Source organism: Caballeronia sp. INML1 (assembly GCF_023631085.1).
Classification (GTDB): Bacteria; Pseudomonadota; Gammaproteobacteria; order Burkholderiales; family Burkholderiaceae; genus Caballeronia; species Caballeronia turbans.
The window spans coordinates 238,000-261,736 of the sequence record NZ_JALQDT010000056.1 but is presented as its reverse complement, the minus strand read 5'-3'; the positions used below and the strand labels follow the sequence as shown (position 1 = coordinate 261,736).

The following is a 23,737-nucleotide window of genomic DNA, read 5'->3' as shown; positions in this document are numbered from 1 at the left end:
TCACGCACTCCCAACCGGTTCGCGAGGCACAGCCGGCGAATGGAACACGGGAAGCGTCGCGCCAATGACCTTGAAGTGCACGAGACGCAGCAGCAGGACCGGCGTATCGTCGGGCGTGATGACCAACTCGCAGCGCGTCACGCCTTTGAGTTGTTCGCCGTTGACGAGCACGATGGGCGTGAGCCCCGATGACAGATCGAGCGTAACCATCATGCCGGTTCCCCTTGTCCGGTCCTGCGCTTTTTCGCGGGCACGTCGTTAATAAGTCCCGCGGCGTACGTCAGCTGCGCGCGCGCATAGCGTTTGATGTTCTGCTGACCGTATCGCGTACCTTTATCGGGCCACTTCGTGATTTCGGTGAGCGCGTCGAACAGTGCCTTTTCGAGCGGATTAAACATGGATGTCCTCCCGCAGCTTCGCCGCGTAATAGCCGATGTGCGAGGTGTGCGCAGGCAGTTCACCGAGCGCATGGAAGTACGGCGCGCTGACGTGATAGCGCGGGAACTTCTCGCGCAGGTGGGCGAACACGGTCTCCTTGTTGGCGACGCGTCCTTGTGCCATCAGCGCGCGAATCGCGGCGAAGATCATGCCGTTCTGATCGCACGAAAAGTGTTGCGGCATCAGCCACGCGCAATGACGGAGCGACTCGTTACGACGAAGCAGACACGCGAGCACGCGCCGTTCACCACGAGAGCGCAGATCGGTCTCATAGGACGGGAAGGCGTCACGGTCATTCATCGCTGTTCTCCGGTGATGATGCGATGAAGCTCGCGCGGTAGCTCGATGGTCAGATCGGCACCGGCCTCGAAGCGCGCATCGATCATCTGCGCCATGTGTTGCAGGCAGGTATAGCATCGACCCACGTCAGTGCTTAGCATGTCGAGCAAATGCGCATACGACAGCCGTTCCTGTTCGGTCAGCGGCAAGGACATATCGCGCAGCCGGTTCGCTGCGATACGGGCGAAGGTGCTCATGCTGCTTTCCCCGCGTCATCATCACCGGGCTCGCGCTGGCGTTGCGGTAGTTCGTCCTGGTAGATATGCGGACTCGGAACGCGAGATGGAAGCGGCGTATCGTCTCGACCATAGTTCGGTATCGCGATGATTTTTGCCTCGACCGATCCGAGTATCGCTCTGATGTGGTCGAGAGCTATCCGCGCAGTCGGCGTCATCTTCCACGCCTCGGTCAGCATCGGCGGCACGAAGGTCTGCTGCATGCGTCCGCGAAGACAGAGCCCACGAAAACGCGGCAAATCGATCGGACCGCCGTTATCGAGCAGCATGGCGGATGTGCCGTAGCGAATCGCCTTGCGGTCAAGATCGTCGAGACCTTCGAGCCACGTGTGATGCACGCTCGCCATGTCGCAACCGGCCCAATGCTTCAGAAAACGTTCGCCCCACGTCTCGTGCATTTTGTCGAACAAACGCTCGATATCCGCGAGCGTCAAGGCTTCGCGCTTAGCGGTCATGGCGTGCCTCGTCGTCGGTTGGCATGTCGATGGTGTGCTCGTCGTTGGCGAGTCGTTCGCGAGCGTCCTCGGCTTCGCGGCGTTCGCGAATTACGCGCATTTGCTCGGCCACGTCGAGATCGGCCATGCGTGCGGCTTGGTAGGCGGTGCGCGGTGGTGCGATCGTCGGCGCGGCGTGGGCGCGGCCGTTGGCGTAGAAGCCTTCCTCGATGCGGTTGAGCACGATGCCCAGGGCGTAGTTCGCCGTGAAGCCGTCAGGCTTCTGCTGCGCGGCGGTGGCAAGGCAGTCCGCGATCTGCTCGGACGTCGCGCCGGCGATCGCCGCTTCGACGATCCGCCGTTTCGCATCGGGAATGCCCCGAGCGTGCGCCTCGCGCATTGCCGTTTCGATCGCGACCACTTCGCTCGACGACGACGACGACGATGTCGGCGCGACCTCGCGCGCGTGCGCGGGAATGACCGTCTTCGTCTCGTCGAGCGAGGGTTTTGTTGTTTTCCCTTCCTTTCCTTTCCCTTCCCTTCCTTTCCCTTCCCCTCGTGACTTCCTAAGCGACTGCGGTAACGCGTTATTCACGCGTGATTGACGCGTGACCGACGCGTTCGCATTCGCTTGACTGGCAAGGCTCAATGCACGCGCTAAATCTTCATCGCTCGGCGCATCGAGTGTCGAAGGCGGTTCCTTGTTGTTAATCGCCTGATGCAGACGAAAAGTTGGGATAACGCCGAGTTTTTCACCGGCGCGCGACGAGTATTTAACGAGAAAGCCACGCGTGGCTAACGCGTCGAGCACGCGTGAAAAATCAACGTCATCGAATGGGAGGATCGCTGCTTTAAGCGTACGGGGCCGCCATTGAAAGCGGCCGTCACGATCGGCTTCAGTGAATAGACCGATGAACGAGAGGCGTAAGGGTAGCCCGGTCTCGTGCTCGGCATCGTAAAGCCCTTCATGGGTGAAGAGCTTCGGTTTGACGGTACGGATGCGGGCCATGATCTCAGTCCTGAACGCATCAGCGGGTGCTGTACGGCAGGTCGGCGATCTGGGTCGCGTTGAAGTGGCGAAGCTCGTCGCCCAAGGTCATCGGCGGCGTATGCTCGATGCGGCCCTTCATCCGCATATCACACCACCAGCCGAATACATTGGGCGAGCGATTCTGTTGCTCGCGCTCGTGAGCGTTAATCCATTGCTGCTGCCGGCGCGTGATCGTCGGGCGAAGTTCGGAATTCGGTTGCATGGTCAATTACTCCGCGGCATTATGCCGACCGTCGCGCGACGGGCCCAACGGCAAAAACTCTATTCCTCTTGGTCGCGCTCGCCAATACCCCGCAATGTCAATCGGCCCGTTAAAGAGACCTTTCTAAACACCGTTCAGGGCACGGTTGGGAAAGGTGACGACGGTCAAACCCTTGTCCAGCAAGGGAAAGGCTACTTAGGGTTAACGGCCGAGTGCAACTTTTGCCGAGTAAAAATATTTTTAGAACAGTTTTTAGGACGTGCGTACTAGCGATATGTCCATATAAGGATGAATTCGTGCACCGATCGTCTTTTTTCTAGGTGATTATACTTAGTTCGATCTGTAGCACTTTCTACAAACGAACGGTCATTCTCCTTACTAATACCTCTCTCGAAGGCAAATCCGTTGCACTTCTGCAAGGTGAAACTAATCTTCTGCTTTAACTTCTCTGTTACAAATCAATTTTTGGCAATGCAGCAAAAATGACAAAACCGCCCCTATCTTTTTAAAAGACGCGGGTCTACTTTGTAATCCCGCGTCCGATGAAGACGCTTATCAGGCTAATAAAGGAGCGCCGTTCGCGCGCTTGCTTTTCCGACCCAACCTTTAATCGCCACCTTCGCGCGGCGGGCTCGATTATTGGTGTTTCACTTGCATTAGCTTTTCTACTCTTATTGCCAAATGCATCGGGCGTTCTACATGGCGAACTCCTTTCCGACGCGAAGCGAATTGCATCTTGATAAGCGAATCTGCACAGCGCTCGATCGCGTCGGGCTGCGCACGGTCGCGGACATCGTCGGGCAGTCGTCGGACCAGCTGATGCACGTTCGCGGGCTCGGCTGGCGCTCGATCATGGAGATTGAAGTTGCGCTCGCGCTGTACGGCCTCGCGCTCAAACCTTCGGAGGACGAATGATGAATAAGGTTGACCGGGCCGTATGGCTCGCCGAACGTCAGCAGGGCCTCGGCGGTTCTGAATGCGCCGCCGCGCTCGGACTCGATCCCTGGGTGACGCGCCGCGAACTGTTCGAGCGCAAACGCAACCGTCTGCCCGAAACGCCCGATAACGATCGCATGGCGGCAGGCAGATTCATGGAAGGGGCGATCGCGGACTGGGCGGCCGAGAAGTACGGCATGACTTTGCGCCAGCGTCATCAAGCGCTCGTGCATCGGAGCTTTTCGTGGATGCGCGCGAACGTCGACCGTGTCGTGGTCGGCAAAAAGAACGGCGTCGAACTAAAGAACGTCGATCGTCTGATCGTCGAGCGTTCGGGCGAATGGGGCAAGGAAGGATCGGCCGATGTACCCGAGCGCCACTACCTGCAATGCCAGCACTACTTGGAAGTCACAAGGTTCGACGTGTGGACGCTGATCGCGTGCGTGGGCGGTAACGAACTGCGCCGCTATGAGATCCCGCGCGACGAAGAGATTATCGAAGAGATCGTCGATCGCGAGCGCGAATTCTGGGATTGCGTCGTGCGCGATGAACCGCCGCCGTTTGACTACGGCCATCAGAGCACTATCCCGCTACTCAAGAAACTGTATCCCGGCACGAACGGCGAGACGGTCGAACTGCCGCTCGATGCGCTTGGCTGGCATCAGGTCTTGGTCGATGCGGCCAAGAAGGTGAAGCAATACGAAGCGATCGCGAACGGCTGCAAGGCGCATCTGCTCGATCTGCTCGGCGAAGCTGCGATCGGCGCGTTACCAAACGTCGGCGGCGAGTATCGGCGCAAGGTCGTGAACCGGCGCGGCTTTACGGTCGAGCCGACTTCGTACATCGATTTCAGGTTCAAGTCCATCAAGGGAGACGAGCATGACGAATGACATGGTTCCGCGCAACGACGACAACATGCCGGCGAACTTCGGCCCGCAGAGCTATGAAGAACTGATGGACTTCGCGCGCATGGTCGCGGCCAGCGGCCTCGCGCCCAAGGACTATGACGGCAAGCCCGAGAAGTGCGCGGTCGCGATGCATTGGGGCAACGAACTTGGATTGAAGCCGCTTCAAAGTTTGCAGAACGTCGCGGTGGTCGGCAACCGCCCGACGCTATGGGGCGATGCCGTGCTCGCGCTGGTGACGTCCAGTCCGCTCTGCGTCGATGTGATCGAATGGCTCGAAGACGAAGACACACCTGAGATGACCGCCTATTGCACCGCCAAGCGCCACCACAAAGCCGACAAGACGGCTAGCTTCAGTGTCCAAGACGCGCAGACGGCCGGTCTGATCGGCAAGGACGTCTGGCAGAAGTATCCGAAGCGCATGCTTCAGATGCGCGCCCGTGGCTTCGCGCTGCGCGATCAGTTTCCCGATCTGCTGCGCGGTATACCGATGACCGAACTCGTGCGCGAAGCGATCGACATGGGCCGCGTCGAGGAAGTCGAGCCGGATACCGGCGAGATTCACCCGGCGGGTCCGCCGCCCAATCGTTCGACACGCGATCGCATCAAGTCGAAACTCAAGCCTGTGTCGCTCGCAACCGTCATCAAGGCGATCGACTCGGCGACGAGCGGCGACGCGCTCAAAGCGGCTGGCGAAATGGCCAAGCGCCTGAGCGACGACAAGGAAAAGGAACAGGCGCGTCAGCACTATCAGGCGAAGATCGATCGCGAGCGCGCCGCCGCGGCGGCGAAGAAAGGCGAGACGAATGGTACGCAAAACAATGCCACACAGAACGATGCAAGCAAGGGCGAGCCGATCGCGGTCACGTTCGCCGAAGTCGCCAGTTCGATGGAAGCGGCATTGCGCCGGCGCGACACCGACGCACTCGCGGCCGCGGCTGATCTGATCGCCCAGGTAAAGGACGATCAGCAGCAGAGCGAACTGCGCACGATGTTCGAGGGCTTCATGCACAAGCTTGAAGACGGGGGCGAAGCGGAGGCGACGACATGAGCCAGATGAACTCGCACGGACCGATCGAGGAAGGTCATCGCCAGACGATGCGCGAGACCGGCGCGATTCTGAGCGATGTGTTTCGCGGCTACGGCTTCGCGCTGTTCGTGTTCGAACTGAACGCGCCGGGGCGGTTCAACTATCTGTCCAACGCGAACGCCGATGACATGGTCAACGCGCTTCGCGCGTTCATCGAGGCGATGCAGCGCGACAGGGGGCAATCGTGATTCTCGGATCAAACGTGCTCGCGTCTGAGTTCGAGCGTTTTGCGAAAGCGAATATTCCGAGCGACGCGAGTCCAGGCCAGCACGCCGACATGCAGCGCGCGTTCTATTGCGGCGTGATCGTGCTGATGCGGCTACATGAGGTTGTCTGCCAGCTCAACAACGACCAGGCGGTCGAAGCGCTCGAGGAGCTACGCAACGAGGCGGATGCGTTCGCGATCGGGCAGTTCGTGACGGCGGCAATTTTCATGGGAGAGAGGTCGTGATCGACTTTCAACAAACCGAACTGCGCATCGTGCATGTGAACGTGAGGACGGAAGTCGCGGGCGACGATGAACGTCTCGCGATGGACTTACGTGTCGAAATGGACATGCCGAACACTTGCCTCGACAAGCTCGATGCAAACTTGCGACCGTCGCTCTATCGCGCGAACGGCGACGGCGACTTGCTCGGGAAAAACGCGCAGCACATGCCGCATCTGCGTTTTCCTGAACTCGGCCCGCTATCGTGGAACGGCAGTGTGTCGCCCGTCGCGCTGGTCCTGCACCTCGGCGCGAAGAAAAACGAACTGCGTCTCGTCGATGGCAAGCTCAACAAGTTGCGTCTCACACCGCACGAGGGCGGGACGTGCGGGCTCGTCTGGCGCCTGCAGGTTCATCCGAACGAAGACGAAGCGGCCAAAGTCATGACAGTGTTGAAACACACGATCAAGGGCACGCTCGATATCAGCGAGGCAACGATCGACGGAGGCGAGGAAGATGAATGACGATCATCAGAGGTTCTTCGATCCGCGCTCGCTGAGCAGCCAGCGGCCGCGCCGGATGCCGCTCCTCGCGCAGCTAACGATTGGGCTGCTTACAGCGCTCGTGATCGTTCTGCTGCTGCTCGCCATCACGTCCGCGTCGTGGGCTATCCTGCATCTGATTCATACCGCACCGTAGGCAGCACGACCATGGAAAAACGCGAACAGGAACGGCTCGACGACGGAACGCTCATGCATACCGTGATCGTCGGCGAGGAAGGCGATGGTTTCACGATCACGACCGATGACGGGCGGCCGGCGACGCTCGCGGTCATCGATCCAACGACCGGCGAAGTCATCGAGAGCGGTCACGATCTGGCCGAGGAAGTGTGGGACGTTGCGGTCGAAGCGTACCGCCGATTTCTGGTTGGAAAGAAAGCCCTGCGGGTCATGTCCGGACCCCAGGGCTTTTTCGCGGATCGAGAACCGGACTAAGCGCAGTAAGCGTTTTTTTCGGGACGTCGGTTGAAGTCGCTCTCCGGAGAGCGGAGAAAGCCGGCCATCTCCGGACGTCAAGTCCGACCCTTCACCGGGAATCAAGTGTCGGCTCCGCACCAGACAGCGGTCCTTCGTGCGCAGAACATTTCAGTCGCGCTTCCAATGAGCCCTGATTGCACAACCATTCTCGCCGTGGCTAGCCCGCCGACCCGTGATGGGAATTGTGGTGAAGATCTTCGTGCACTTCACCGCGCCCGCGCAGCAAGGCGCGCTATCATCCGATCCGCCATCGCGCGGTCGATGACTTCAAATGAGCGGCTCCTGCGCTCATAGGCATACATGTCGCCACTCGCAATATCGAACCACCAGCCGCTCAACACGAGTGCGCCCGCGGCGACTTGCTGGTGGACGATCGGGTATGTCATCAGATGCTCAAGCTGCACAAGGACGTTGAGTTGCGACAATTGATCGTGCGGTTTCAGCCTTTCATCGAGCGGACCTTCGTGTTCGAGGCGAAACGCTGCGTTGTTGGCGTGATACAGCCATTTATCTAAGTTCGGCGCTTTCAGCTTGGCGTTGCGTGTATACACGGCTTTCATCGCACCGCACTCGGAATGCCCGCACACAACAATATTCGAGACTTTCAACACCAGCACCGCGTACTCAATCGCGCTCGCCTCGGAAAGGTCGCCGGTAGAGACTCCTTCCGCAGTCGCCGGCGGAATCAGGTTGCCAACGTTGCGCATCGTGAACAGATCGCCCGGATGGGTCGAGGCAAGCAGGTCCGGGACAACCCGACTGTCCGAGCACGTGATGAAGAGGGCATCAGGTGTCTGCGCGAGCGCCAGTTTGGTAAACTGTTCCGCGTATTGCGGCAGCAGTTTCTCGCGGAATTCAACGATGCCCATTATGAGTTTGTCCATGTTTTTCCTCCGAAAGGGCTAGTCATGTGTTGTCGACGTGGCGGAGCCTCCCAGCCCCTGCGAGTCAGGGATACGGGCCAACGCCAGATCCTCGGGAAACGAGAACATCGAGACGATCGTGCGATCGAGCAGTGCCAACTCGACGCGTAATGCATCATGTCGATGTTCCGGTAGGCACTGGACGAGATTCTCAATCGCAGCACGCAAACGACGCGCGATTTGAATGCTGCCCGCGCCGTATTGTCTTATTTCGCGGAAACTAAGATGTACGAAGTCTTCCCAATTGGGCGTCCGTAGGATAACCCGAACCTGCCCTGACCTATCCACAATCTCCTCGATGTGCAGCGACCGTTGCCCCACCACGCGCAATAGTCGGTGCACCTGGTCGATAGCAAGCACGGCCGTGGTCGGATCGTTGATGGCCGCCGACAGCGCTTTGAGCGCAATATCGACCAGGATGCGAAACGCGAACATAGGATCCTGCTCCATCGTTCGTTCCGTCCCGAAAGCGACCAGTGTGCGTAGCCTTTCCTCATCGATTGCGCCAGAATTCCCGTACAAATAAAACATGGGTTCGCCCACAGCGACGAAATCACCGACTTGAGGTACAAATTCGATAACTGAGTCAGTGCGCCGCGCCTTGGCCACCAGCCTTTCCAAGTTCACGGCCAGAACGATGCCAGATTCGCCGCGGTGAAGGACAATGCGATTAGGTACGCCTCGCTCTTTATCACTTTCCAGCGGGATAGTTGCACCGCTAGTCGGAGCGGGATAAACGCTTTCTATGACCGCCATCCCGTGCTTCCCAACGCGTGCTACGAGGCTTACAGGACGCAGAGATTTCGCGGCGTAGTCAATCAGAAAGAGGAACGCGACGACTGAAGCGAATCCGAATATCGCTGCAATGAACACTTGAAGTTGGTGTACCTCGTTTTCACCCATCCAGCTCAGTGTTCTATCGGCGAACAGCATCGTGAAAACGAACAGTCCGGAGATGGTACGGATCACGTTATCGCGCAGCAGTGTGGTCGCGATTATCCGGGGAGTATACTGCCCGCCAGCGACCTGGATTGCGACGAGCAACGAACCAAACGTGAACACCAGAAACCCTAGGTCTGCGGAAACGATGTCACCGAGCAACGACCGCGCCCCAGTCATAGAAAGCCCAAGAAAGCCGGTTTTCGGATCCAGGATCGCTTGCCTGATCATCCATCTTCCTAGCATTTCGGTCAGAGGTTTTACCACGGCATAGATCGCGACTGCCATGAGCGGCACAGCCCACAGCGAGGATCTTAGGTAGCTCTTTAAGCTGTACCAGCGATTCCAGCCCATGTATGCTCTCCCCTAAGATCCATTTGCAGCAGAGACCAGAGTCTTCGCGGTTTGGCAAGCCGCATGCACATCTGTTGGCGCGTACGATGCATGGCAAGGACCGCTCGCTAGCCCTCGTTTTGACGGTAACGGCTTGCTCGGCATCTGTCACCATCCAGATCGTCCGCGCATCTGCAGGATCGTTCTTGTTACCGATGTCGAAGGCCTTAATGAACTTTGCGGGCATCAATTTAACTCTGTGCCCCATCTTGGACAGCGCGCTGGTCAGGCGCTGGGCTCCCGCGAGCTTCCATCCCGATTAGAGACACGGTGCGCAAATGCTCGAGACACGCCGACCGCTTGATCGACCTGTGCACGGTTTCGACCATAATTACGGCCACTGTCGTATAGTTCACTTTGGATCCTCTGGTTACCAGTGAAGACCTCGTGGTCTTCCAATGTCGGCACTCTGACGTGAGGATCCACCGCATGCGCACCTTCCAGCCTGGCGGCGCCGTTCATATAATTTCGCGCTTTGTCGGCGCATACCTTTTATCAAGCGAAAATCAACGAGGCTTGTACGAGAATTTCTGGCCGCCAACGCTTGCCTCATACATCAGCCCACCCTTGGCCACCGTGAATACAGCCATCCCTTTTCGATAGGCGCCTGTAGTTTTGGCATCTTTCTTGCCGCCGCTTACATTAGCAGACGTCCCCGCCGTGCCTGCCTGTGCGCCAGCTGCCGCAGTGATCGCGATCGCATTGGCATCTGCACCGAATTCAAAGTTGCCATTGGTGAATTCTTTGAGGGATCGTTCGTCCTGGAACAAGATGAGTTCACTGTACACTTGGCCGCCTAGTTGCAAGCCGACAGTGAGCTGAGTCATGGATGTATCGCCGATATATTTCCCTTTCTCATAGACGCGGCCCTTGCCGTGGGCACCGCCTATGCCGACCCCGGCCTTGCCAATCTTCGGAAACACAGCGTAGCCATAGGCACTGTGCAGAAGATTGCCGCTTTCTCCCGCGTTTTTGAACAGGTTGAGCGTGGCCGTATATTCGTCTGCAAGAGCGGCGGAAGTAGGCAACATCAAAAGGATTGTGAGCGTCAGTATCAGACGTTTGAGCATGATGTGTTCTCCATGGATTGATCGCATTGGCGCACTGCCGACCCACACCCACCCAAATCGGCGCTTTTAACTCCTGGTCCCCGTTCACACAATCGGTATGAATATCGGAACTGCACGACGCCGAGGACCTTCGTGTGAAGTCGGTCCGCACAAAAAGGCCCGCAGAAGCGGGCCCGGAAAGCCGCGAGTCACGGTTGCAAAGACGAAAGTCGTCCGTGAGCGGTCGACGCGCATCAGTGCTCTGAATTCGCGCCGTCTTTCAGTATAGGCTGCGTTTCTCGCCGGTGCGTAAAATTCCGTCGCCGATCGCGAGACCGGGAAGCTTTTTAACCAAACATAAGTCAGCCGCCCGGTCCGCGGGCGTATTTGAGGCCGGCGACGAAATCCATCACTTGCTGCACGCCTTGCCAGGTCTTCATCAGTTGCCCGCTGTAGCGCGAGAATTGCCTACTGTGCTTCTGTTTTAACGGCAACAAACCGCGCATCGGGCTGCTGATCAGCTGTCCAGATCGCCCGCGCGGCGGCGTCAGTCTTGTCACCCAAAACGAAGGGACGGCACCGAGCGCGGGGCAATGAGCCTCAAGTCGTGGTCGAGGTTCTTCAGTTGTCCAGCCCTGCAGCGTGCGGCCACCGGTCGTTTCGACCACAAACTACAAAGGCTCGCGCCTAGCGAAGAATTCAGTGACCTGGTTGCGTTTGAGTTTGATGCGCTGAATTGTCCTCGCATTGACTGGCACAGCAACTCCTCATGGTCCGCATGATAAGTGTGTCACAAATATTCCCTTACCCAGCGACGCCGCGGGAATTAGGTGACGTTTAAATGAATTAATTATTAAGCGGCTTGGGAGAACTGGTTGCGGGCGACCTCCATATTTGGAACACGGGCTGATTGGTGAATCGCGAGCCACGAAAACGTGGAAAATGTGTCGGTCCCGTTCACTAAAAATCGCTTGTATTGCTCGGAATATGTTCTTAAATTACGGGAGTGATGCTCGACACTTTTATTTTGCCGACGAGACAAAAGCACAAGAGGAAGTCCGTGTCAGCTCAAGATGCCGGGACTGCCGTGAAACGTGTGAGTCCAGCGATTGAAGTTGCGGTGATCTCATTCGCGATGGGCGCGGCCGCAGATCGATATGAACAAACGGATCACTGCGGCGCACAGTGGCAGTAATGATGAGATCGTGAAGATTCGGCTGCGCGTCGAGTCTTACGTATTAGATCCCCGCGTCGGCGCGAAGGAGCGCGAAGCGATCAAGGTGTTGAGCGCCTATCTTGATGCGAAACGTGAGTACACTTCGCGCGACGGATGGGCGACGGCGTGCCGCAATACCCGCTCGCTGCGCCGATAGCCTCGAGCGCGCATTCGTTACGCATCGCACTTCCCGCGACGCATACCGCGGCTACCACTTTCGCATCCGAAGCTGCAAGGCCAGAACGCACCGGGCGGTGCTTTCAGCTGTGTGATCAACGGTCGCTGCTCGCGGGCTTCGCGATGGTCGCCTACACGGCGCAATACGGCACGAGCGAAGTGACGACGTTCATCTGAGCAGCAACAGCGGCGTTTATCAGAAGGATAGCGGGAAATCCCGAGCACCGACGGAACGCGATCCCGATGGGTCGTCTGGCCGCGAGGACGAGCCCAATGGACCCTACATGTCGCATGTCGATCGCTCTAAAACGAGTCAAAGGAGTCGGCATGAATGCGAAGAAAACTCACCAGCTGTGTGTCGCGCTGATGGTGCTGCTCGCGCTGGATGCGATTGCGCAAAGCAAGCCGATACCGTATCCGGCGAAAGGCCAAAGCGCTCAGCAACAACAGAAGGACGACGGTGCGTGCTACAGCTGGGCAAAGAGCAACACGGGTATTGACCCCGCGACGGCTTCTGCAGCGCCCCCGCCGCAAAGCGGTCCGGCGGTGGGCGGCGGAGAACGCGTCCAGGGAGCCGCACGCGGTGCGGCGGGAGGCGCAGTAGTCGGGGCCATTGCGGGCGATGCGGGAAAGGGCGCGGCGGTCGGCGCGACAGCCGGCACTATGGTGGGCGGTTCACGCGCACGACAGAACCGTCGCGCGCAGCAGGCGAATACGCAAGCGCAATCACAGGGCGCGATGGACACGTACTACCGCGCTTATGCGGCCTGCATGCAGGGCCGTGGCTATACGATCAAGTGAAATTGCCCATTCATTCAACCCAGGAGCAACAATAATGAAGCGCATGAGCAGGAGCCTGTTTGTCGCAGCTTGTCTAGTGCTATCCGGAACCGCATGGACCGCCGAGCCCGAGACCAGCGTGAACGTCACAAAGAGCGAGAATGGAGCATCCGTGCAGGGCACCTCGAAGGTGACGGCTACCATCGTCGGCATCGACGCCGCCACGCGCACCGTCACGCTCAAGACGCGTTCCGGCAAGGTGATCGAGCTGGAGGTCACGGACGAGGTACGCAATTTCGACCAACTGGCTGTGGGCGATACCGTGAAGGTCGCCTATCACGAATCGCTGAGCCTGAGCCTGCTCGACAAGAAGAGCGAGGCGTCGCGGACTGAGAGCCAGTCCGCGGAACGCTCGGTTCCGGGCGCCAAGCCGGGAGGAACGGTCGGTCGCGAAGTGACGGTTATCGCGGACGTCGTCGCGGTGAATGCCAAGACGCAGATGGTGATGCTCAAGGGCCCCAAGGGCGACACGATCGATCTTCATGTCGAAGACCCCGAGCGTCTCAAGCGCATAAAGAAGGGCGATCAGATCAAAGCTGTCTACACCGAAGCATTGGCCGTATCTGTCGAACCGGCCACAATGAAGTAGAACGGGTGGGGATGATGCTTTGAGTCCGCCGTATAGACCTGGCTTTGCGCAGGTGCGCAGCGTCACTTTCCGGAGGTCGCGAGATCTTCCTCGATGAAGCGCAGAATTGCTTCAGTCAGCGCCTCACGAGGATATGCGTTCTGCGTGACGAACAGCGCGGCGATTGTGCTGTGCGTTCTGGCAATGGGCACGGCCAGCGCCCAGTGGTCGGCATTCATAAAGGCGAGCAGCGCGCTTCCCGGTACGATTTGATCGTAGAAGATGACTTGGCTATCGTTGCGCGCATCGATTTGCGAAAGTTTGTCGTAGCTCGATTTGAGTATCGACGATATGCGTTCCGGCTGGGGAAACGTTACGAGCGAGAAATAGCGTAGCTCTTTTGGTAGGGGATGCTGCGCCATCCAGCCCTGGCGTGTCGCCGGACGCAGGCTTTCTACGGCGCCGCCGTCGCCCGACGTACAGGTCGCGCTGGGAAAGTACCGCAGCATGTCGGCCTGATACTGCTCTGCATCGTTGGCGAGCGCCGATCCGCCAACCGCGCCCGCCGCGCTCACGACGGCCGCCACTCGGCTTCGGATCTCCGGATACTCGACAACAGCCTGCAGGATGTCGGCGGCGCCCTTTGAGTAACCGACCAGCACGAGTACACCTGGCTCGCTGGACAGTTGCATCGCCAGAATGGCGTCGCGGATCTGACGTGCGTTGTTCTTCGAACTCGACAGGCCATCGACGTTGAGCATGATGGCGTCGTATCCAAATTGCTGCACGTGTTTCGCGACGGCGTTCTGCGAATTCAACCACGGCTTGAAACAGTCATAACCGATGCCGGGAACCACTGCCGCGATGAGGTGACGCTTCGATTCACCCAGATCCACAGGCGCGCCGATGCCAGCGGGCTCGGTACCGACGCGTGTCAGTGCGTCTTCACAGGGACGGTAGTCGGGAAGCGCCTTGCCGTGTGCTTCGAGCACCGCGCAGAATGTCTCGCGAAAGCGTGACCGCTTGTCCAGCACACCCGCTTGAGATGCGGGAACGAGCGCGAGCGGAGGCGTATTCGTCGTGTAGGGGACGAGCGGCTTCGTTGCGCACGCCACGAGCGCAACGCAGGCAAGGGCGGCCACGAGACGGGCGACGCCTCTGCGTGGCCTCATGACGGAGCTATTCGCCGGCATCGCCCTGCTCCTCGCGTGCACCGGTTTTGCGCTGCTCAAGGTAAGGCACCCAGTCTAGAATTTGCACGTTGGTGAAGTTGAGCGGGCGGGTGGCGAAGAACATGACGGCACGCAGCCCATTGGTGTAATACGACGCGCCGTTCAGCGTTGCTCGCGGGTTTGCGGGCGGCGCCGCCCCTACGCCGTACACGAAGCCGAGCTGCTCCAGACCACCCGAATACATCATGTCCTGGATCAGAAAGTTGCGCGCCTCGTCGACGTCGCCATGCAACGCGGGGCTTGCCGCATCGTGATGCGCGAAGCGGCCGCCGATGGGCCGTCCACATTGCGCCAGATACACCCAGCTGCCGTTGAACCGGATGGGCGCGAGCCATGCGCGCAACGTAGTGGAAGGCGCGCCCGCTTGCGCTTCCTTGCGCAGGACGACGTCGGGTCTGCGTCCAAACAGCGCTTGCGCAAGGTCCGTGTCACGCAATTCTCGACGATAGCCGCGCCGAACCATTGCAGTGCCTATATCGCCCAGGGTACCAATAATAATCACGTTCAGCGGGTCCGCTTCGGTCGTGCCTTTTGCGTCCGTGGCGCAACACGGCATGCGTTCGAGCGCCGCACGTAACGAAGCAAGATCGTGATAGTCGGTGATTGCTGACTCGGAATACCGGAACGGTGTCAGCGCGAAGCGCGCGTCTCCGGCGTCGTTCGGTACCGGCACGAACACGGAGAAAGGGATCAGCGTTTTGCTGCCGAACAAATCGATATTGACCAATTTGATCTGCCGGTCCTGGTTGGTGAACAGGAACCCGGTACGCGTTTCGCCAGCGGGGATGGGATTTCTGAATCCCAGTTTGTCCAGGTGATCGTCGATACTTTCGTTCGTCGCACCTCCGAGCAGCGTGTGCATGGACCACGCTACTTCGAGCGGCGAGAAGTAATCCGGATCGGTTCCGGAGTGCAGCAACCACAAGTTCTGCGACGTCCGGTTCTCGACTTCCACCCACACCGGCTGGATGTTGGCCTTGGTCATATCTGCGCCGAACATGCGCTTGCTGTCGTCGGTGCTTAGCACGGCCACGCTTACATTCGCGTCCTGCTTCGTTGCGCTCACCGCACGCTCGCGCAGCGGCGCGTCGTCGATGCTGGTCGGCGCCGTCCAGGTCGCGCAGCCCGCGAGAATCGGCGCGAGGACAACGCAGCCGGAGGCACGCCTCAACCCCTGTCGCAGCGCCGCCGATACGCTCATCGTTTTGCTCCCGAGGGGTGCGCGTTGAGCCGGGCGGCCGCCTCCCACGGAAAGAATTCGATTTCGGAGAGCGACGTCGGCTGCCGGTCGAACACGAGCACCGTTCGATAGCCGTCGGTGTAATACGGATCCGTCGTGAGATTCTGACGCGTTGTGCCCTGCGGGGCGGCGCCGACGCCCCGAGCGAATCCGATCTTCTGCAGGTTCTGGGAGTACGCCATGTCCTCCGCGAGCGCCGTGCGCGCCTCGTCGACATCCGGGTCAATCTTGTGCGTCGTGAATGTCGGCGAGTGCCACGTAAGCCGCACGCCAATGTCTCGGCTGATCTGTCCGACCCACACAGGCTTGCCCCGGTAGCGCATCGGGCTTAGCCAGAGCCGCAAGTGATTGCGCTGGTGAATCGTGTCGCGTGCTTTTTGCAGCGCAAGATCCTGCGCGCGGCCGAAGAGATACAGATCGCTCACCGGCGCATTGATGTAACGCTCGCCGGAGAGCGCGGACGTGACTGTCTTCGTGATTGCGCCCGACCATTTCTCTTCGGTTGGAGTCCAGCCGCGCCGCACGAGTGCGGGAAACGCATCATCGAGGCCACCCACGATGACGAGATTGAGCGGATCGCCATTTTTCGAACCGTCCTCGTTGGTCGCGCAACAGGGTAGTGCTTCGAGCGCCGAGCGGAAGGCGTCATCGTCCGTGTAATCGACGATTCTTTCAGGCGGATAGATCTCGCGGCGAAACACGGCGCTGACATGATAATCGGCATGGAAGCCAGGCACGACCATCAGGATCGAGAATGTCTTTGCGCCACCGCTCGCAACGAGATCGAGCTGAACGAGCTTCGCACCTTCACGGAGGTTCGTGAGCACGAATCCGGATACGGTTTGCCCAGGCAGGACCGGGTTGTGAAAGGCGAGACGGCGAAAGCGCTGGTCGAGTTCGTCCTTGGTAACGAGGGCCTTGCTGTCAGCAAACGCTTCGGCCGCTTCGGAGGCCGGGAAGAAGTTTGGATCGAGGCCTGGCGACATCAGGAAATAGCTGACCGGATCGTCGTTCTGCACCTCGATCCAAACGGGCTGAATTCCTTTTTGCGCTAATGGCGCGCCATAGACCGCCACGCTGTCTTCGGCCGAAAGCACCGAAGCGTAAACCCTGAGACCGCCTTCCGTGCGGCTCGTGGCACGGCTCTTATAGTTCAGAGCGCTGTCGTTCTGCGGTGTAGTGGCGCAACTGCACAGGAACAAGGCGATAACAACTGCACTCAGCAGTCGATTCACGATGCGGTTCATCGCGTCACCTCTTTTCCGCGAGTCGGGGGGCTCTCAGCGGGCTAGTGTGAATTGATATTCGCTCTGCCAAGGTTTTTCGTGATGCGTATGGATTATAGTGTCCGGGCCGGCGCGCGTCACTATTAACGAGCGCCAGGAGCAGCGCTTCGTATGAACGGAGTCACCGACCTCCGGGTGGACTTGTCAAGGGCACAATTCGCACGCCTTTGGTGGAAAACCAAACGCATACCGCCTATATTGCATGAAAAGATGAGCGCCTGCCCGCCCCCGTTTTCATACCATCAACCTGGAAGAATTCAGCAGTCGTCTAAAAGCCACGAGCTCTGTGCACCGCGGGACTGTCTGACCTATTACAACAGTCAGATTGTTCAAGGACGTTGATGACGGCAGCCACGCTTTCGGTTGGTCGACATATCGCGTGACGGTCTACTGCATTGGTAAAACAGACGGCTCCGCCCGAGTGCGACCGGCTTCTTCCGGTTTCGCTCAAAGCCCGCGCCGGCTTGATTAAAACGAAGAGAGCGAGAACTCGGGCCAGGTGTTCCGATTATGAGCTTTGTCGTGTAGACGCTGGCGGCGAACGGAATTGCTTTCTGCGGTCGCTGCTGCAACACAACGAAACGAGCGCTACGAACGCGAAATCAGCGGCCGGCTTTCATTGGCAAGCCATATGTGCTGCTGGTTCTTCAATTCGAATCGCCCCGTTTATGCTGATGGGCGACCATGAGGCAACGCGCGTACATCTGCGCGGATTTGTTGTCGCCTTAGCCGAGAAAGGGGAGCGCTATTCAAGTGCAACGTTGCGCAATAACCAGAAAGCACTATGTCCACGGAGCAGGTAGCGGCTTCTTCACGGCCGATCGCATTCCTGGAAAACGCAGTGAACGCGCATCAGGCGATCATGCGAACACATTGTCCAGAAGCGTGCGAACAGCCGTCGTTCCGAACTTTTGCGCATGTCAACCAGAGCCTACGATAAGGCGATGGAAATGGAAATTCAACAGGAGGGTGATAAAAATGAAATTGCTACCGCTTCTCGTCGTAACCATTGCCGTGTCAGCCTGTGCAACTCAACCCATGCCTCCGAGCGCGCAATCGGTCGGGGAAAGTCAACAGTCGGTCGCGGCAGTCTCGCAATGCATCGCTCAGAGATGGGCGAATCAGTCACAGCAACAAGTGATATCGCAAGTGATCGTGGCGAACAATCAGGCGATGGACGTCTATGTTCCGGGCCAGCGGCCGCCGGATGGCGCAGCCGCGCTCGTGCGGCCGTCCTGGACAGGCAACAGCAAAACGTGGGTGGGCTTTCGCCCGGGTGCCGGAGGTAGCGGCGACGCCGGCGGCGCTGTTGGCAGCTGCCTCTAGCCAGTGCGTCAGCCGACGCGTCTTCGTTTCTCTATGAGCAGCAACTCCAGACGCTTCAAATCTCAATCTTGCACAGTTCGATCGAGGAGAGTCTCATGAATCGTCGCACCTTCTTTTCGCTCACTGCTATCGCCCTCGCCAGCTCGCTGGCCGCTTGTGGCTCGACCTCGACGCCGACCGAAGCAGCCAGCAAGCGCAAGGAAATCGATGCCGGCGTCGATGGCGCCCTCAACAAGCTCTACAGTTCGACACCGGGCGCGCAGGCGCAAGCCGCCAAGGCCAAGGGTATCCTGGTCTTTCCGTCGGTGCTTGCCGCAGGCCTGGTGGTCGGCGGCGAGTACGGCGAAGGCGCGCTCCGTCAGGCAGGCACGTCCGTCGGCTACTACAAGACCAGTACCGCTTCCTTTGGCCTGCAGATTGGCGCCCAGTCCAAGGCGGTGATCATGATGTTCATGACCCAGGACGCGCTCGAAAAATTCCGCACGAGCGATAAGGGTTGGACAGCGGGCGTGGATGGCTCGGTAGCGGTGGCCAAGACCGGCGCCAACGGTGCGCTCGACACGGCAACGACGAATGCGCCGATTGTTGGGTTCGTGCTGACGAACTCCGGCCTGATGGCCAATCTCAGCTTCGAAGGAACAAAAGTTAGCAAGCTCGATATCTGATAGCCGAACGGCTATACGGTGCGTCGAATCAACGGTGAGGATCGGGTGCGATGGGGTGAACGCAGGAAAGCGCCCTACCGCACCCTCCCTCGGCATGTATTTCTCGCGGTGCACTTCTACGGCGGCAGATTGCATGCGCTTTAACGACAATGGAGCGTGGCGCCTTCAACGCGGGGCTCAAGCCTAAATTGGATGAGGCGGGTAGCAACGCGACGGTGCGCGTCGATGAACGTTGTATGTTGCTGCCGACGCCAAAATGAACTTGTTGCCGATGGGCTACCGACGCATCAAAGCATCGCCTGCCGGGGGCGGCGTGGATGGATTGAACACGTCGTCATTTGGTCCTTTTGGAACTGACCGGCCCAAGCGGACGATTTCATCGCGCCGCATTTAACGGGACTCGACGAGATGAACGACAGCTGCACTCTGGGAACGGTCACATCCGCAGGAAGTTGGTGAATGTCGCTTTGGGGTATGCGTCGACTAGCCGGTCCGTAATCAAGAAGCGGGTGATAGCGGAGGCTGAGCGGGCGCGGGTTTTTCATGCATGCCTCGCACGGTGAGACATGACCGTAAAAGATGGCTCTCAGGGAGCCTGCGGACTAGCCGTAAAGCCGTTGACCTGTGCGCCGGGCGTCATGGGCACCCAATGAGAGCTCGCGCGGTTGGTTGGCCACGAGCACAAAGGTCAGGTCGTAAGAGAACGTTGCCGATCGCGTGGGCCTCGACTTGCAGCAGCGCGTTGCAGAGGTGATGGGGATAGCGTCAGCGGCCTATAAGGCTAGCAGTCAGTTTGCAGCCAGGTTGGATCGAATTTGTGGGAGCGCTTTGCCATGAGACGTAGCACCAGCGCCAAGCTTATGCGCAGCGCCGTGTAACGGCGGCGGTCGGGCGCTTGATTGTTGCTACAACACCTTCGGAAAAAGCGCAGGCGGGGCGGTGGGCGCGGCTATGGGGCAAGGTGGCGGCTACGCGTTATTGAACTAGGCGGTGTTTCGTGCCGCTGCCCCTCGCGTCCGGCAATCCGCGGTTCGCGGCGTTGCTGAGTGACCAGCGCTGACCGATGGGAGCGCAGGGTGACCAAAAGTTCCTCCATGCCCTTGGCATAGCACTTAAGCATGCGCTCGTTCGTCGTCTGCTCGAATTAGCGAGACGCCTTGAGCCACGGAGGCGCGGCGATACTCCGGCCCGGAATCGGCTTGCGGCCATGCGGCGAGTCGCCTATAACAGTTACGGGCCTCACCCAGCTTTGTCGCTGAACGAAGAACGGGAGCGAGACATGAACCTCGAGACCGTACGTGCTTTCATCATGACGCGTGGCGTCGATTTCGCGATCATGCTGGTCGGCGCCATCGCAGTGTGGATCGTCGGCCGCTGGCTCATCAATCTCGTCATTCGCGCGTTGCGGAAACTTCTTGCACGCAACGGCCGAGTCGATCCCACACTCGCGCACTACCTCGGCTCGATCCTCGGCGTCATTCTCAATCTGCTGCTCGTTCTTGCGATCCTTCAGATCTTCGGGGTTCAGACCACCTCCTTCGCTGCGCTGCTCGCTGGCCTGGGCCTCGCGATCGGCACCGCATGGGGAGGACTGTTGGCGCACTTTGCGGCGGGCGTGTTCATGCAGGTGTTACGGCCGTTCAAAGTGGGCGACTTCGTAACGGCCGGCGGCGTCACAGGCACCGTCACCGAACTCGGCCTGTTCGGCACGACGATCACCACGCCCGACAACGTCGCGGCGATTGTCGGCAACAACAAGATCTTTTCCGACACAATCCTGAACTTCAGCCTGCTGCCGCATCGGCGAGTCGAGCTGACCGCAAAAGTCGCGAATGGCGTCGATGTACTCGATGCAATCGCGCGATTAAAAGCTGCGGTCGCGCGAATCCCAAACGTCACGGAGTCGCCCGCGCCGGACGTCGAAGTGCTCTCCTTCACACCGGAAGGACCGCTACTCTGCGTGCGGCCGTACACCAACACAGAGAGCTACTGGCAGGTCTATTTCGACACCAATCGCGCGATCATAGCGACCTTCGAAGAAGCGGGATATCCTACGCCGGACACGCCCGTTGTACGGCGGGTGGCTCCGGATCCGCACATCACGCAAATGCCGCCGCTACCGCTGCACGGCGATCGCGCCGCCTAAGAGTGTCTCACGCGCCGAGCTCCCGGGACTGCCGGAAAGCTCCGACCGGTCCGTTAAGCACTACCTGGCCGGTACCAGGTTTGACAGCACTCCCGTGCCTGCGCCCCAAGCCGTTCCATTCGTTGGTAACGTAGGCATTTCTCCCGTACCGGATCATGGTTTCGCCGCGATCCGTGCTGCGGCGAAACCTGGAGCGCCGGGCAATGATGCCCAGACACAATCCAGCGCTGCAACGCAGCCAGAAAACTCCCATGACCCCGGCGAGGCGGCGCCTGCTGGCCATCGGCCTGGTCGCTCTGTCGGCCGCCTCCGGCTGGCTGATGATGATCGTGGTCGAACCCGCTTTCCAGCGCACCATCGTGATGACCAGTGGCGCGGACAACGGCATTTATCGCGGCTTTGCGGATCGCTACGCGCCCATCTTAAAGCGTGCGGGCATCAAGCTGGATATACGCGGTTCTTCCGGCTCGGTGGAAAATTACGAACGATTGAGGGAGCCGAAGAGCGTCTACGACGTCGGTTTCATCCAGTCGGGAACCGTGAGTCCGAAAGAGACCGACAAACTGCAGACCATTGCCGCTGTGTCGTATGAACCCATCTGGGTGTTCTATCGTGGCGAGACTGCGGTTGACCAGCTCTCGCAATTGCGCGGCAAAAGAATTTCGATGGGCGTGCCCGGCAGTGGCCTGCTCAACGTCGCGCAGTTGCTGCTCGGCTATAGCGGCGTCACGAGCCAGAATTCCACACTACTGCAAATGGATGCGCCCGCGGCTTATCAGCGGCTCGAAACCGGGCAAATCGACGCTGCTTTCTTCATTGGGCGGCCGGACGCCGAGATGCAGAAGACGCTGCTGAACAGCAGTCTCAAGTTGATGAGTTTCTCGCAGGCCGATGCGCTGGTTCAAAAAATCCCGTCGCTTGCAAAAATCGTCTTACCGCGCGCATCAACGAGTATCGCCGAAGACCTACCGCGCACCGACGTCACGCTGCTCGCGGCAACAGCGCTGCTCGTATCGAAAGACACAATGCATCCGGCGCTCATCTATATGCTGCTCGACGCGGCGCGCATCGTCCACGGTCATGAACATTACTTCACGCCGCTTGGCACGTTTCCGAACACGAACACCGAAGAATTCCCGATCTCCGATGAGAGCGTTCGCTACTTCAAATCCGGCCAGCCATTCCTGTACCGCAATCTGCCGTTCTGGCTCGCGAGTCTGATCGAACGACGGCTGTTGATCCTCGTGCCGTTCGCGGCGCTCCTCATCGGTCTGCTTCAGGCATTGCCGCGCATGGTCGAGACTCGGATGAGAAAGCGGCTCGTGGTTTGGTATCGCGAGATCAAAGCACTCGAAGATGAAGTGTGGAACAGCACCGAGCCGACCCGCTTGCAAATTGCACAATGGAGCGACGAGATCGAGAGCATCGACGCGAACGCGAGCCGGATACGGATTCCGTATCGGTATTTTCAGGATGTCTATGCTCTGAAACAGGCGATCGGGGTCGTGCGGGACCGGATAGCGCATGTGGCGCAGAGAGCGAAGGGTTAGAGGCACGTCGCCCACGCGATCTTCCACGCCATCGACATGACGCTGTTGAGCAGCGTCCCTTAGGAGCAGGCGGCAACTAGAAGGGACTGTTCCCAGCCCGCCACCTTCGATAATGCTGTGCCAATGGCGCGCGCTGACCTATCGTGATAGTGAGAGCCTGATAAAGACATGCGCGCAGACGCGTTTGAGGAGACCCGGGGGGGGGTAGACATGAAAGCGAAGGTCGCAGGTCTGGCCGCCTGCCTTATTGCATTGGCCAGCGCAACGGCGGCGAATGCCGCATTCCGGTACGACGAACTCTGGGGCTATGTCGCGCCGTCGATGGCTCAGTCCGGGGCATCCACGTCGAATCCCAGGTCGTCTGTCTATGACGAAGTGCTGGTCGAGAAAGGCGTTAATCCGGCTTCCGAAAAAGGGCAGCTGATTCTCGCGTGGATCGTGCGCATCAACAGCGATCCGGCGGTCGCCGGCAACGTCCAGCGCAAGAGTGATCTCATGCTGAACCCGGGCGCCCGCGCCGAGGCATTGGCCGACGGACTCGGACGCATGGCGCCCGCACTGCGTCTGCAGTACGTCGCGCTGATCGCCAAGGTGCTTGACACCCTCGTTCCTCCCGACTGCTTCGGCCTAAACGAGATGGACGCGGTGATTGATCGAGTCTCGCTAGACGCGATGTCCGACGCGGATATCGACGGATACTTCCGCATGCTGCTGGCAGCGCTTCGCGCGGCGCAAACCGGGACCACGCTCGACACACCGAGCCCGCAGCAATATGCGCAGGCGGAGACAAGCCTCAAGCTCTCGCTGCTTCGTGAGCTGGACTATGCTCCCGGCAATGTCGCGCGCTATTCGGCCTTTTCCGCCAATCCGCGAAGCGTGCCTCCCGTCGACGCATGCTGGGCGATGCGGGTGACCATGCACGCCATACTTGCGATGCCTGACCCCGAGCGGGACGTCGTGTTGCGGCAAACGGTCCAGTCGCGGCCTGCCACGCCTGCGCCAGCTCATTGAGCGAACGGGTGGGGATTGTGATCGCCATTGCCTACCATACTCTTTGCTCGGTGTGATGCGCCGAATGTGATGGCGAACGTG

General features: G+C 59.3%; 30 protein-coding genes. 16 read left to right on the top strand and 14 right to left on the bottom strand.

Annotated elements, in window-relative coordinates; genetic code table 11:
* Genes NCR38_RS22295 through NCR38_RS22265 form a run of 7 tightly spaced genes read right to left on the bottom strand, consistent with a single transcriptional unit; the run spans position 1 to position 2,700 of the window.
* Positions 1-213, bottom strand: a complete 213-nt coding sequence (locus tag NCR38_RS22295) for a hypothetical protein (RefSeq protein ID WP_250477618.1) — start codon at positions 211-213, stop codon at positions 1-3.
* Positions 210-398 carry a hypothetical protein gene (locus NCR38_RS22290; RefSeq protein WP_250477617.1) on the bottom strand — a complete coding sequence of 63 codons (189 nt, stop codon included), beginning with the start codon at positions 396-398 and terminating at the stop codon, positions 210-212. Before NCR38_RS22290 ends, NCR38_RS22295 begins: the two co-directional genes overlap by 4 nt.
* Positions 391-738: a DnaB-like helicase N-terminal domain-containing protein gene (locus tag NCR38_RS22285; protein ID WP_250477616.1), complete on the bottom strand. Its 348-nt coding sequence runs from the start codon at positions 736-738 to the stop codon at positions 391-393. Before NCR38_RS22285 ends, NCR38_RS22290 begins: the two co-directional genes overlap by 8 nt.
* Positions 735-974, bottom strand: coding sequence for a hypothetical protein (locus NCR38_RS22280; protein ID WP_250477615.1), 240 nt, complete (start codon positions 972-974; stop codon positions 735-737). Before NCR38_RS22280 ends, NCR38_RS22285 begins: the two co-directional genes overlap by 4 nt.
* On the bottom strand, positions 971-1,468 hold the full coding sequence (locus tag NCR38_RS22275) for a hypothetical protein (protein ID WP_250477614.1): 498 nt from the start codon (positions 1,466-1,468) through the stop codon (positions 971-973). Before NCR38_RS22275 ends, NCR38_RS22280 begins: the two co-directional genes overlap by 4 nt.
* A complete protein-coding gene (locus NCR38_RS22270; RefSeq protein ID WP_250477613.1) occupies positions 1,458-2,456 on the bottom strand; it encodes a hypothetical protein in 999 nt (332 codons plus the stop codon). The genes NCR38_RS22275 and NCR38_RS22270 overlap by 11 nt, the downstream gene beginning before the upstream one ends.
* Positions 2,457-2,475: 19 nt before the next feature.
* On the bottom strand, positions 2,476-2,700 hold the full coding sequence (locus NCR38_RS22265; protein WP_250477612.1) for a hypothetical protein: 225 nt from the start codon (positions 2,698-2,700) through the stop codon (positions 2,476-2,478).
* Between the two features lie 699 nt (positions 2,701-3,399).
* On the opposite strand from NCR38_RS22265, the gene NCR38_RS22260 reads away from it, so the two are divergent.
* From NCR38_RS22260 to NCR38_RS22225, 8 genes are read left to right on the top strand one after another with little or no spacing between them, the layout of a single operon-like run.
* Positions 3,400-3,615 (top strand): DNA-directed RNA polymerase subunit alpha C-terminal domain-containing protein, encoded by a 216-nt coding sequence (locus tag NCR38_RS22260; protein WP_250477611.1) that lies wholly within the window; start codon positions 3,400-3,402, stop codon positions 3,613-3,615.
* A complete protein-coding gene (locus NCR38_RS22255; RefSeq protein ID WP_250477610.1) occupies positions 3,612-4,526 on the top strand; it encodes a YqaJ viral recombinase family protein in 915 nt (304 codons plus the stop codon). Before NCR38_RS22260 ends, NCR38_RS22255 begins: the two co-directional genes overlap by 4 nt.
* Positions 4,516-5,592, top strand: a complete 1,077-nt coding sequence (locus NCR38_RS22250; RefSeq protein WP_250477609.1) for a hypothetical protein — start codon at positions 4,516-4,518, stop codon at positions 5,590-5,592. The genes NCR38_RS22255 and NCR38_RS22250 overlap by 11 nt, the downstream gene beginning before the upstream one ends.
* Positions 5,589-5,819 (top strand): hypothetical protein, encoded by a 231-nt coding sequence (locus NCR38_RS22245; RefSeq protein ID WP_250477608.1) that lies wholly within the window; start codon positions 5,589-5,591, stop codon positions 5,817-5,819. Before NCR38_RS22250 ends, NCR38_RS22245 begins: the two co-directional genes overlap by 4 nt.
* The gene (locus NCR38_RS22240; protein WP_250477607.1) at positions 5,816-6,082 is read left to right on the top strand and encodes a hypothetical protein; all 267 of its coding nucleotides are present in this window, start codon (positions 5,816-5,818) and stop codon (positions 6,080-6,082) included. Before NCR38_RS22245 ends, NCR38_RS22240 begins: the two co-directional genes overlap by 4 nt.
* The gene (locus NCR38_RS22235) at positions 6,079-6,582 is read left to right on the top strand and encodes a hypothetical protein (RefSeq protein WP_250477606.1); all 504 of its coding nucleotides are present in this window, start codon (positions 6,079-6,081) and stop codon (positions 6,580-6,582) included. The genes NCR38_RS22240 and NCR38_RS22235 overlap by 4 nt, the downstream gene beginning before the upstream one ends.
* The gene (locus tag NCR38_RS22230) at positions 6,575-6,757 is read left to right on the top strand and encodes a hypothetical protein (RefSeq protein WP_250477605.1); all 183 of its coding nucleotides are present in this window, start codon (positions 6,575-6,577) and stop codon (positions 6,755-6,757) included. Before NCR38_RS22235 ends, NCR38_RS22230 begins: the two co-directional genes overlap by 8 nt.
* A gap of 11 nt (positions 6,758-6,768) precedes the next feature.
* Positions 6,769-7,053, top strand: coding sequence for a hypothetical protein (locus NCR38_RS22225; RefSeq protein WP_250477604.1), 285 nt, complete (start codon positions 6,769-6,771; stop codon positions 7,051-7,053).
* 248 nt (positions 7,054-7,301) lie between these two features.
* Here the strand turns inward: NCR38_RS22225 and NCR38_RS22220 are convergent, their stop codons facing one another.
* From NCR38_RS22220 to NCR38_RS34510, 4 genes are all read right to left on the bottom strand, one after another.
* Entirely contained in the window at positions 7,302-7,979 is a 678-nt protein-coding gene (locus NCR38_RS22220) for a carbonic anhydrase (protein ID WP_250477603.1), read from the bottom strand.
* A gap of 18 nt (positions 7,980-7,997) precedes the next feature.
* On the bottom strand, positions 7,998-9,311 hold the full coding sequence (locus NCR38_RS22215; protein WP_250477602.1) for a DUF2254 domain-containing protein: 1,314 nt from the start codon (positions 9,309-9,311) through the stop codon (positions 7,998-8,000).
* 545 nt (positions 9,312-9,856) lie between these two features.
* Entirely contained in the window at positions 9,857-10,420 is a 564-nt protein-coding gene (locus NCR38_RS22210) for a YSC84-related protein (RefSeq protein ID WP_250477601.1), read from the bottom strand.
* A gap of 341 nt (positions 10,421-10,761) precedes the next feature.
* Positions 10,762-11,067, bottom strand: coding sequence for a hypothetical protein (locus NCR38_RS34510; RefSeq protein WP_409241436.1), 306 nt, complete (start codon positions 11,065-11,067; stop codon positions 10,762-10,764).
* Between the two features lie 489 nt (positions 11,068-11,556).
* Here NCR38_RS34510 and NCR38_RS22200 point away from each other — a divergent pair, with 489 nt between their 5' ends.
* The 3 genes from NCR38_RS22200 to NCR38_RS22190 all read left to right on the top strand — a co-directional run bounded on the left by NCR38_RS22200 (position 11,557) and on the right by NCR38_RS22190 (position 13,221).
* On the top strand, positions 11,557-11,772 hold the full coding sequence (locus tag NCR38_RS22200) for a DUF2950 family protein (RefSeq protein WP_061118584.1): 216 nt from the start codon (positions 11,557-11,559) through the stop codon (positions 11,770-11,772).
* 347 nt (positions 11,773-12,119) lie between these two features.
* Positions 12,120-12,593, top strand: coding sequence for a glycine zipper family protein (locus tag NCR38_RS22195; RefSeq protein ID WP_250477600.1), 474 nt, complete (start codon positions 12,120-12,122; stop codon positions 12,591-12,593).
* Between the two features lie 34 nt (positions 12,594-12,627).
* On the top strand, positions 12,628-13,221 hold the full coding sequence (locus NCR38_RS22190; RefSeq protein WP_061118581.1) for a hypothetical protein: 594 nt from the start codon (positions 12,628-12,630) through the stop codon (positions 13,219-13,221).
* 62 nt (positions 13,222-13,283) lie between these two features.
* Here the strand turns inward: NCR38_RS22190 and NCR38_RS22185 are convergent, their stop codons facing one another.
* The 3 genes from NCR38_RS22185 to NCR38_RS22175 are packed head-to-tail and all read right to left on the bottom strand — an operon-like array spanning position 13,284 to position 16,919.
* Positions 13,284-14,372, bottom strand: coding sequence for a hypothetical protein (locus NCR38_RS22185; RefSeq protein ID WP_284502461.1), 1,089 nt, complete (start codon positions 14,370-14,372; stop codon positions 13,284-13,286).
* 7 nt (positions 14,373-14,379) lie between these two features.
* A complete protein-coding gene (locus NCR38_RS22180) occupies positions 14,380-15,633 on the bottom strand; it encodes an LssY C-terminal domain-containing protein (protein WP_250477598.1) in 1,254 nt (417 codons plus the stop codon).
* Positions 15,630-16,919 carry an LssY C-terminal domain-containing protein gene (locus tag NCR38_RS22175; protein WP_061118578.1) on the bottom strand — a complete coding sequence of 430 codons (1,290 nt, stop codon included), beginning with the start codon at positions 16,917-16,919 and terminating at the stop codon, positions 15,630-15,632. Before NCR38_RS22175 ends, NCR38_RS22180 begins: the two co-directional genes overlap by 4 nt.
* Before the next feature lie 1,017 nt (positions 16,920-17,936).
* On the opposite strand from NCR38_RS22175, the gene NCR38_RS22170 reads away from it, so the two are divergent.
* From NCR38_RS22170 to NCR38_RS22150, 5 genes are all read left to right on the top strand, one after another.
* Positions 17,937-18,284 carry a hypothetical protein gene (locus NCR38_RS22170; protein WP_061167848.1) on the top strand — a complete coding sequence of 116 codons (348 nt, stop codon included), beginning with the start codon at positions 17,937-17,939 and terminating at the stop codon, positions 18,282-18,284.
* 95 nt (positions 18,285-18,379) lie between these two features.
* Positions 18,380-18,949 (top strand): YSC84-related protein, encoded by a 570-nt coding sequence (locus NCR38_RS22165; protein ID WP_061168043.1) that lies wholly within the window; start codon positions 18,380-18,382, stop codon positions 18,947-18,949.
* Positions 18,950-20,228: 1,279 nt separating this feature from the next.
* Positions 20,229-21,095 carry a mechanosensitive ion channel family protein gene (locus tag NCR38_RS22160; protein ID WP_061118576.1) on the top strand — a complete coding sequence of 289 codons (867 nt, stop codon included), beginning with the start codon at positions 20,229-20,231 and terminating at the stop codon, positions 21,093-21,095.
* A gap of 251 nt (positions 21,096-21,346) precedes the next feature.
* Positions 21,347-22,645: a TAXI family TRAP transporter solute-binding subunit gene (locus NCR38_RS22155; RefSeq protein ID WP_250477652.1), complete on the top strand. Its 1,299-nt coding sequence runs from the start codon at positions 21,347-21,349 to the stop codon at positions 22,643-22,645.
* A gap of 210 nt (positions 22,646-22,855) precedes the next feature.
* Complete coding sequence (locus NCR38_RS22150; protein ID WP_250477597.1) at positions 22,856-23,656, top strand: hypothetical protein; 801 nt, start codon at positions 22,856-22,858, stop codon at positions 23,654-23,656.
* Positions 23,657-23,737 lie beyond the last annotated feature (81 nt).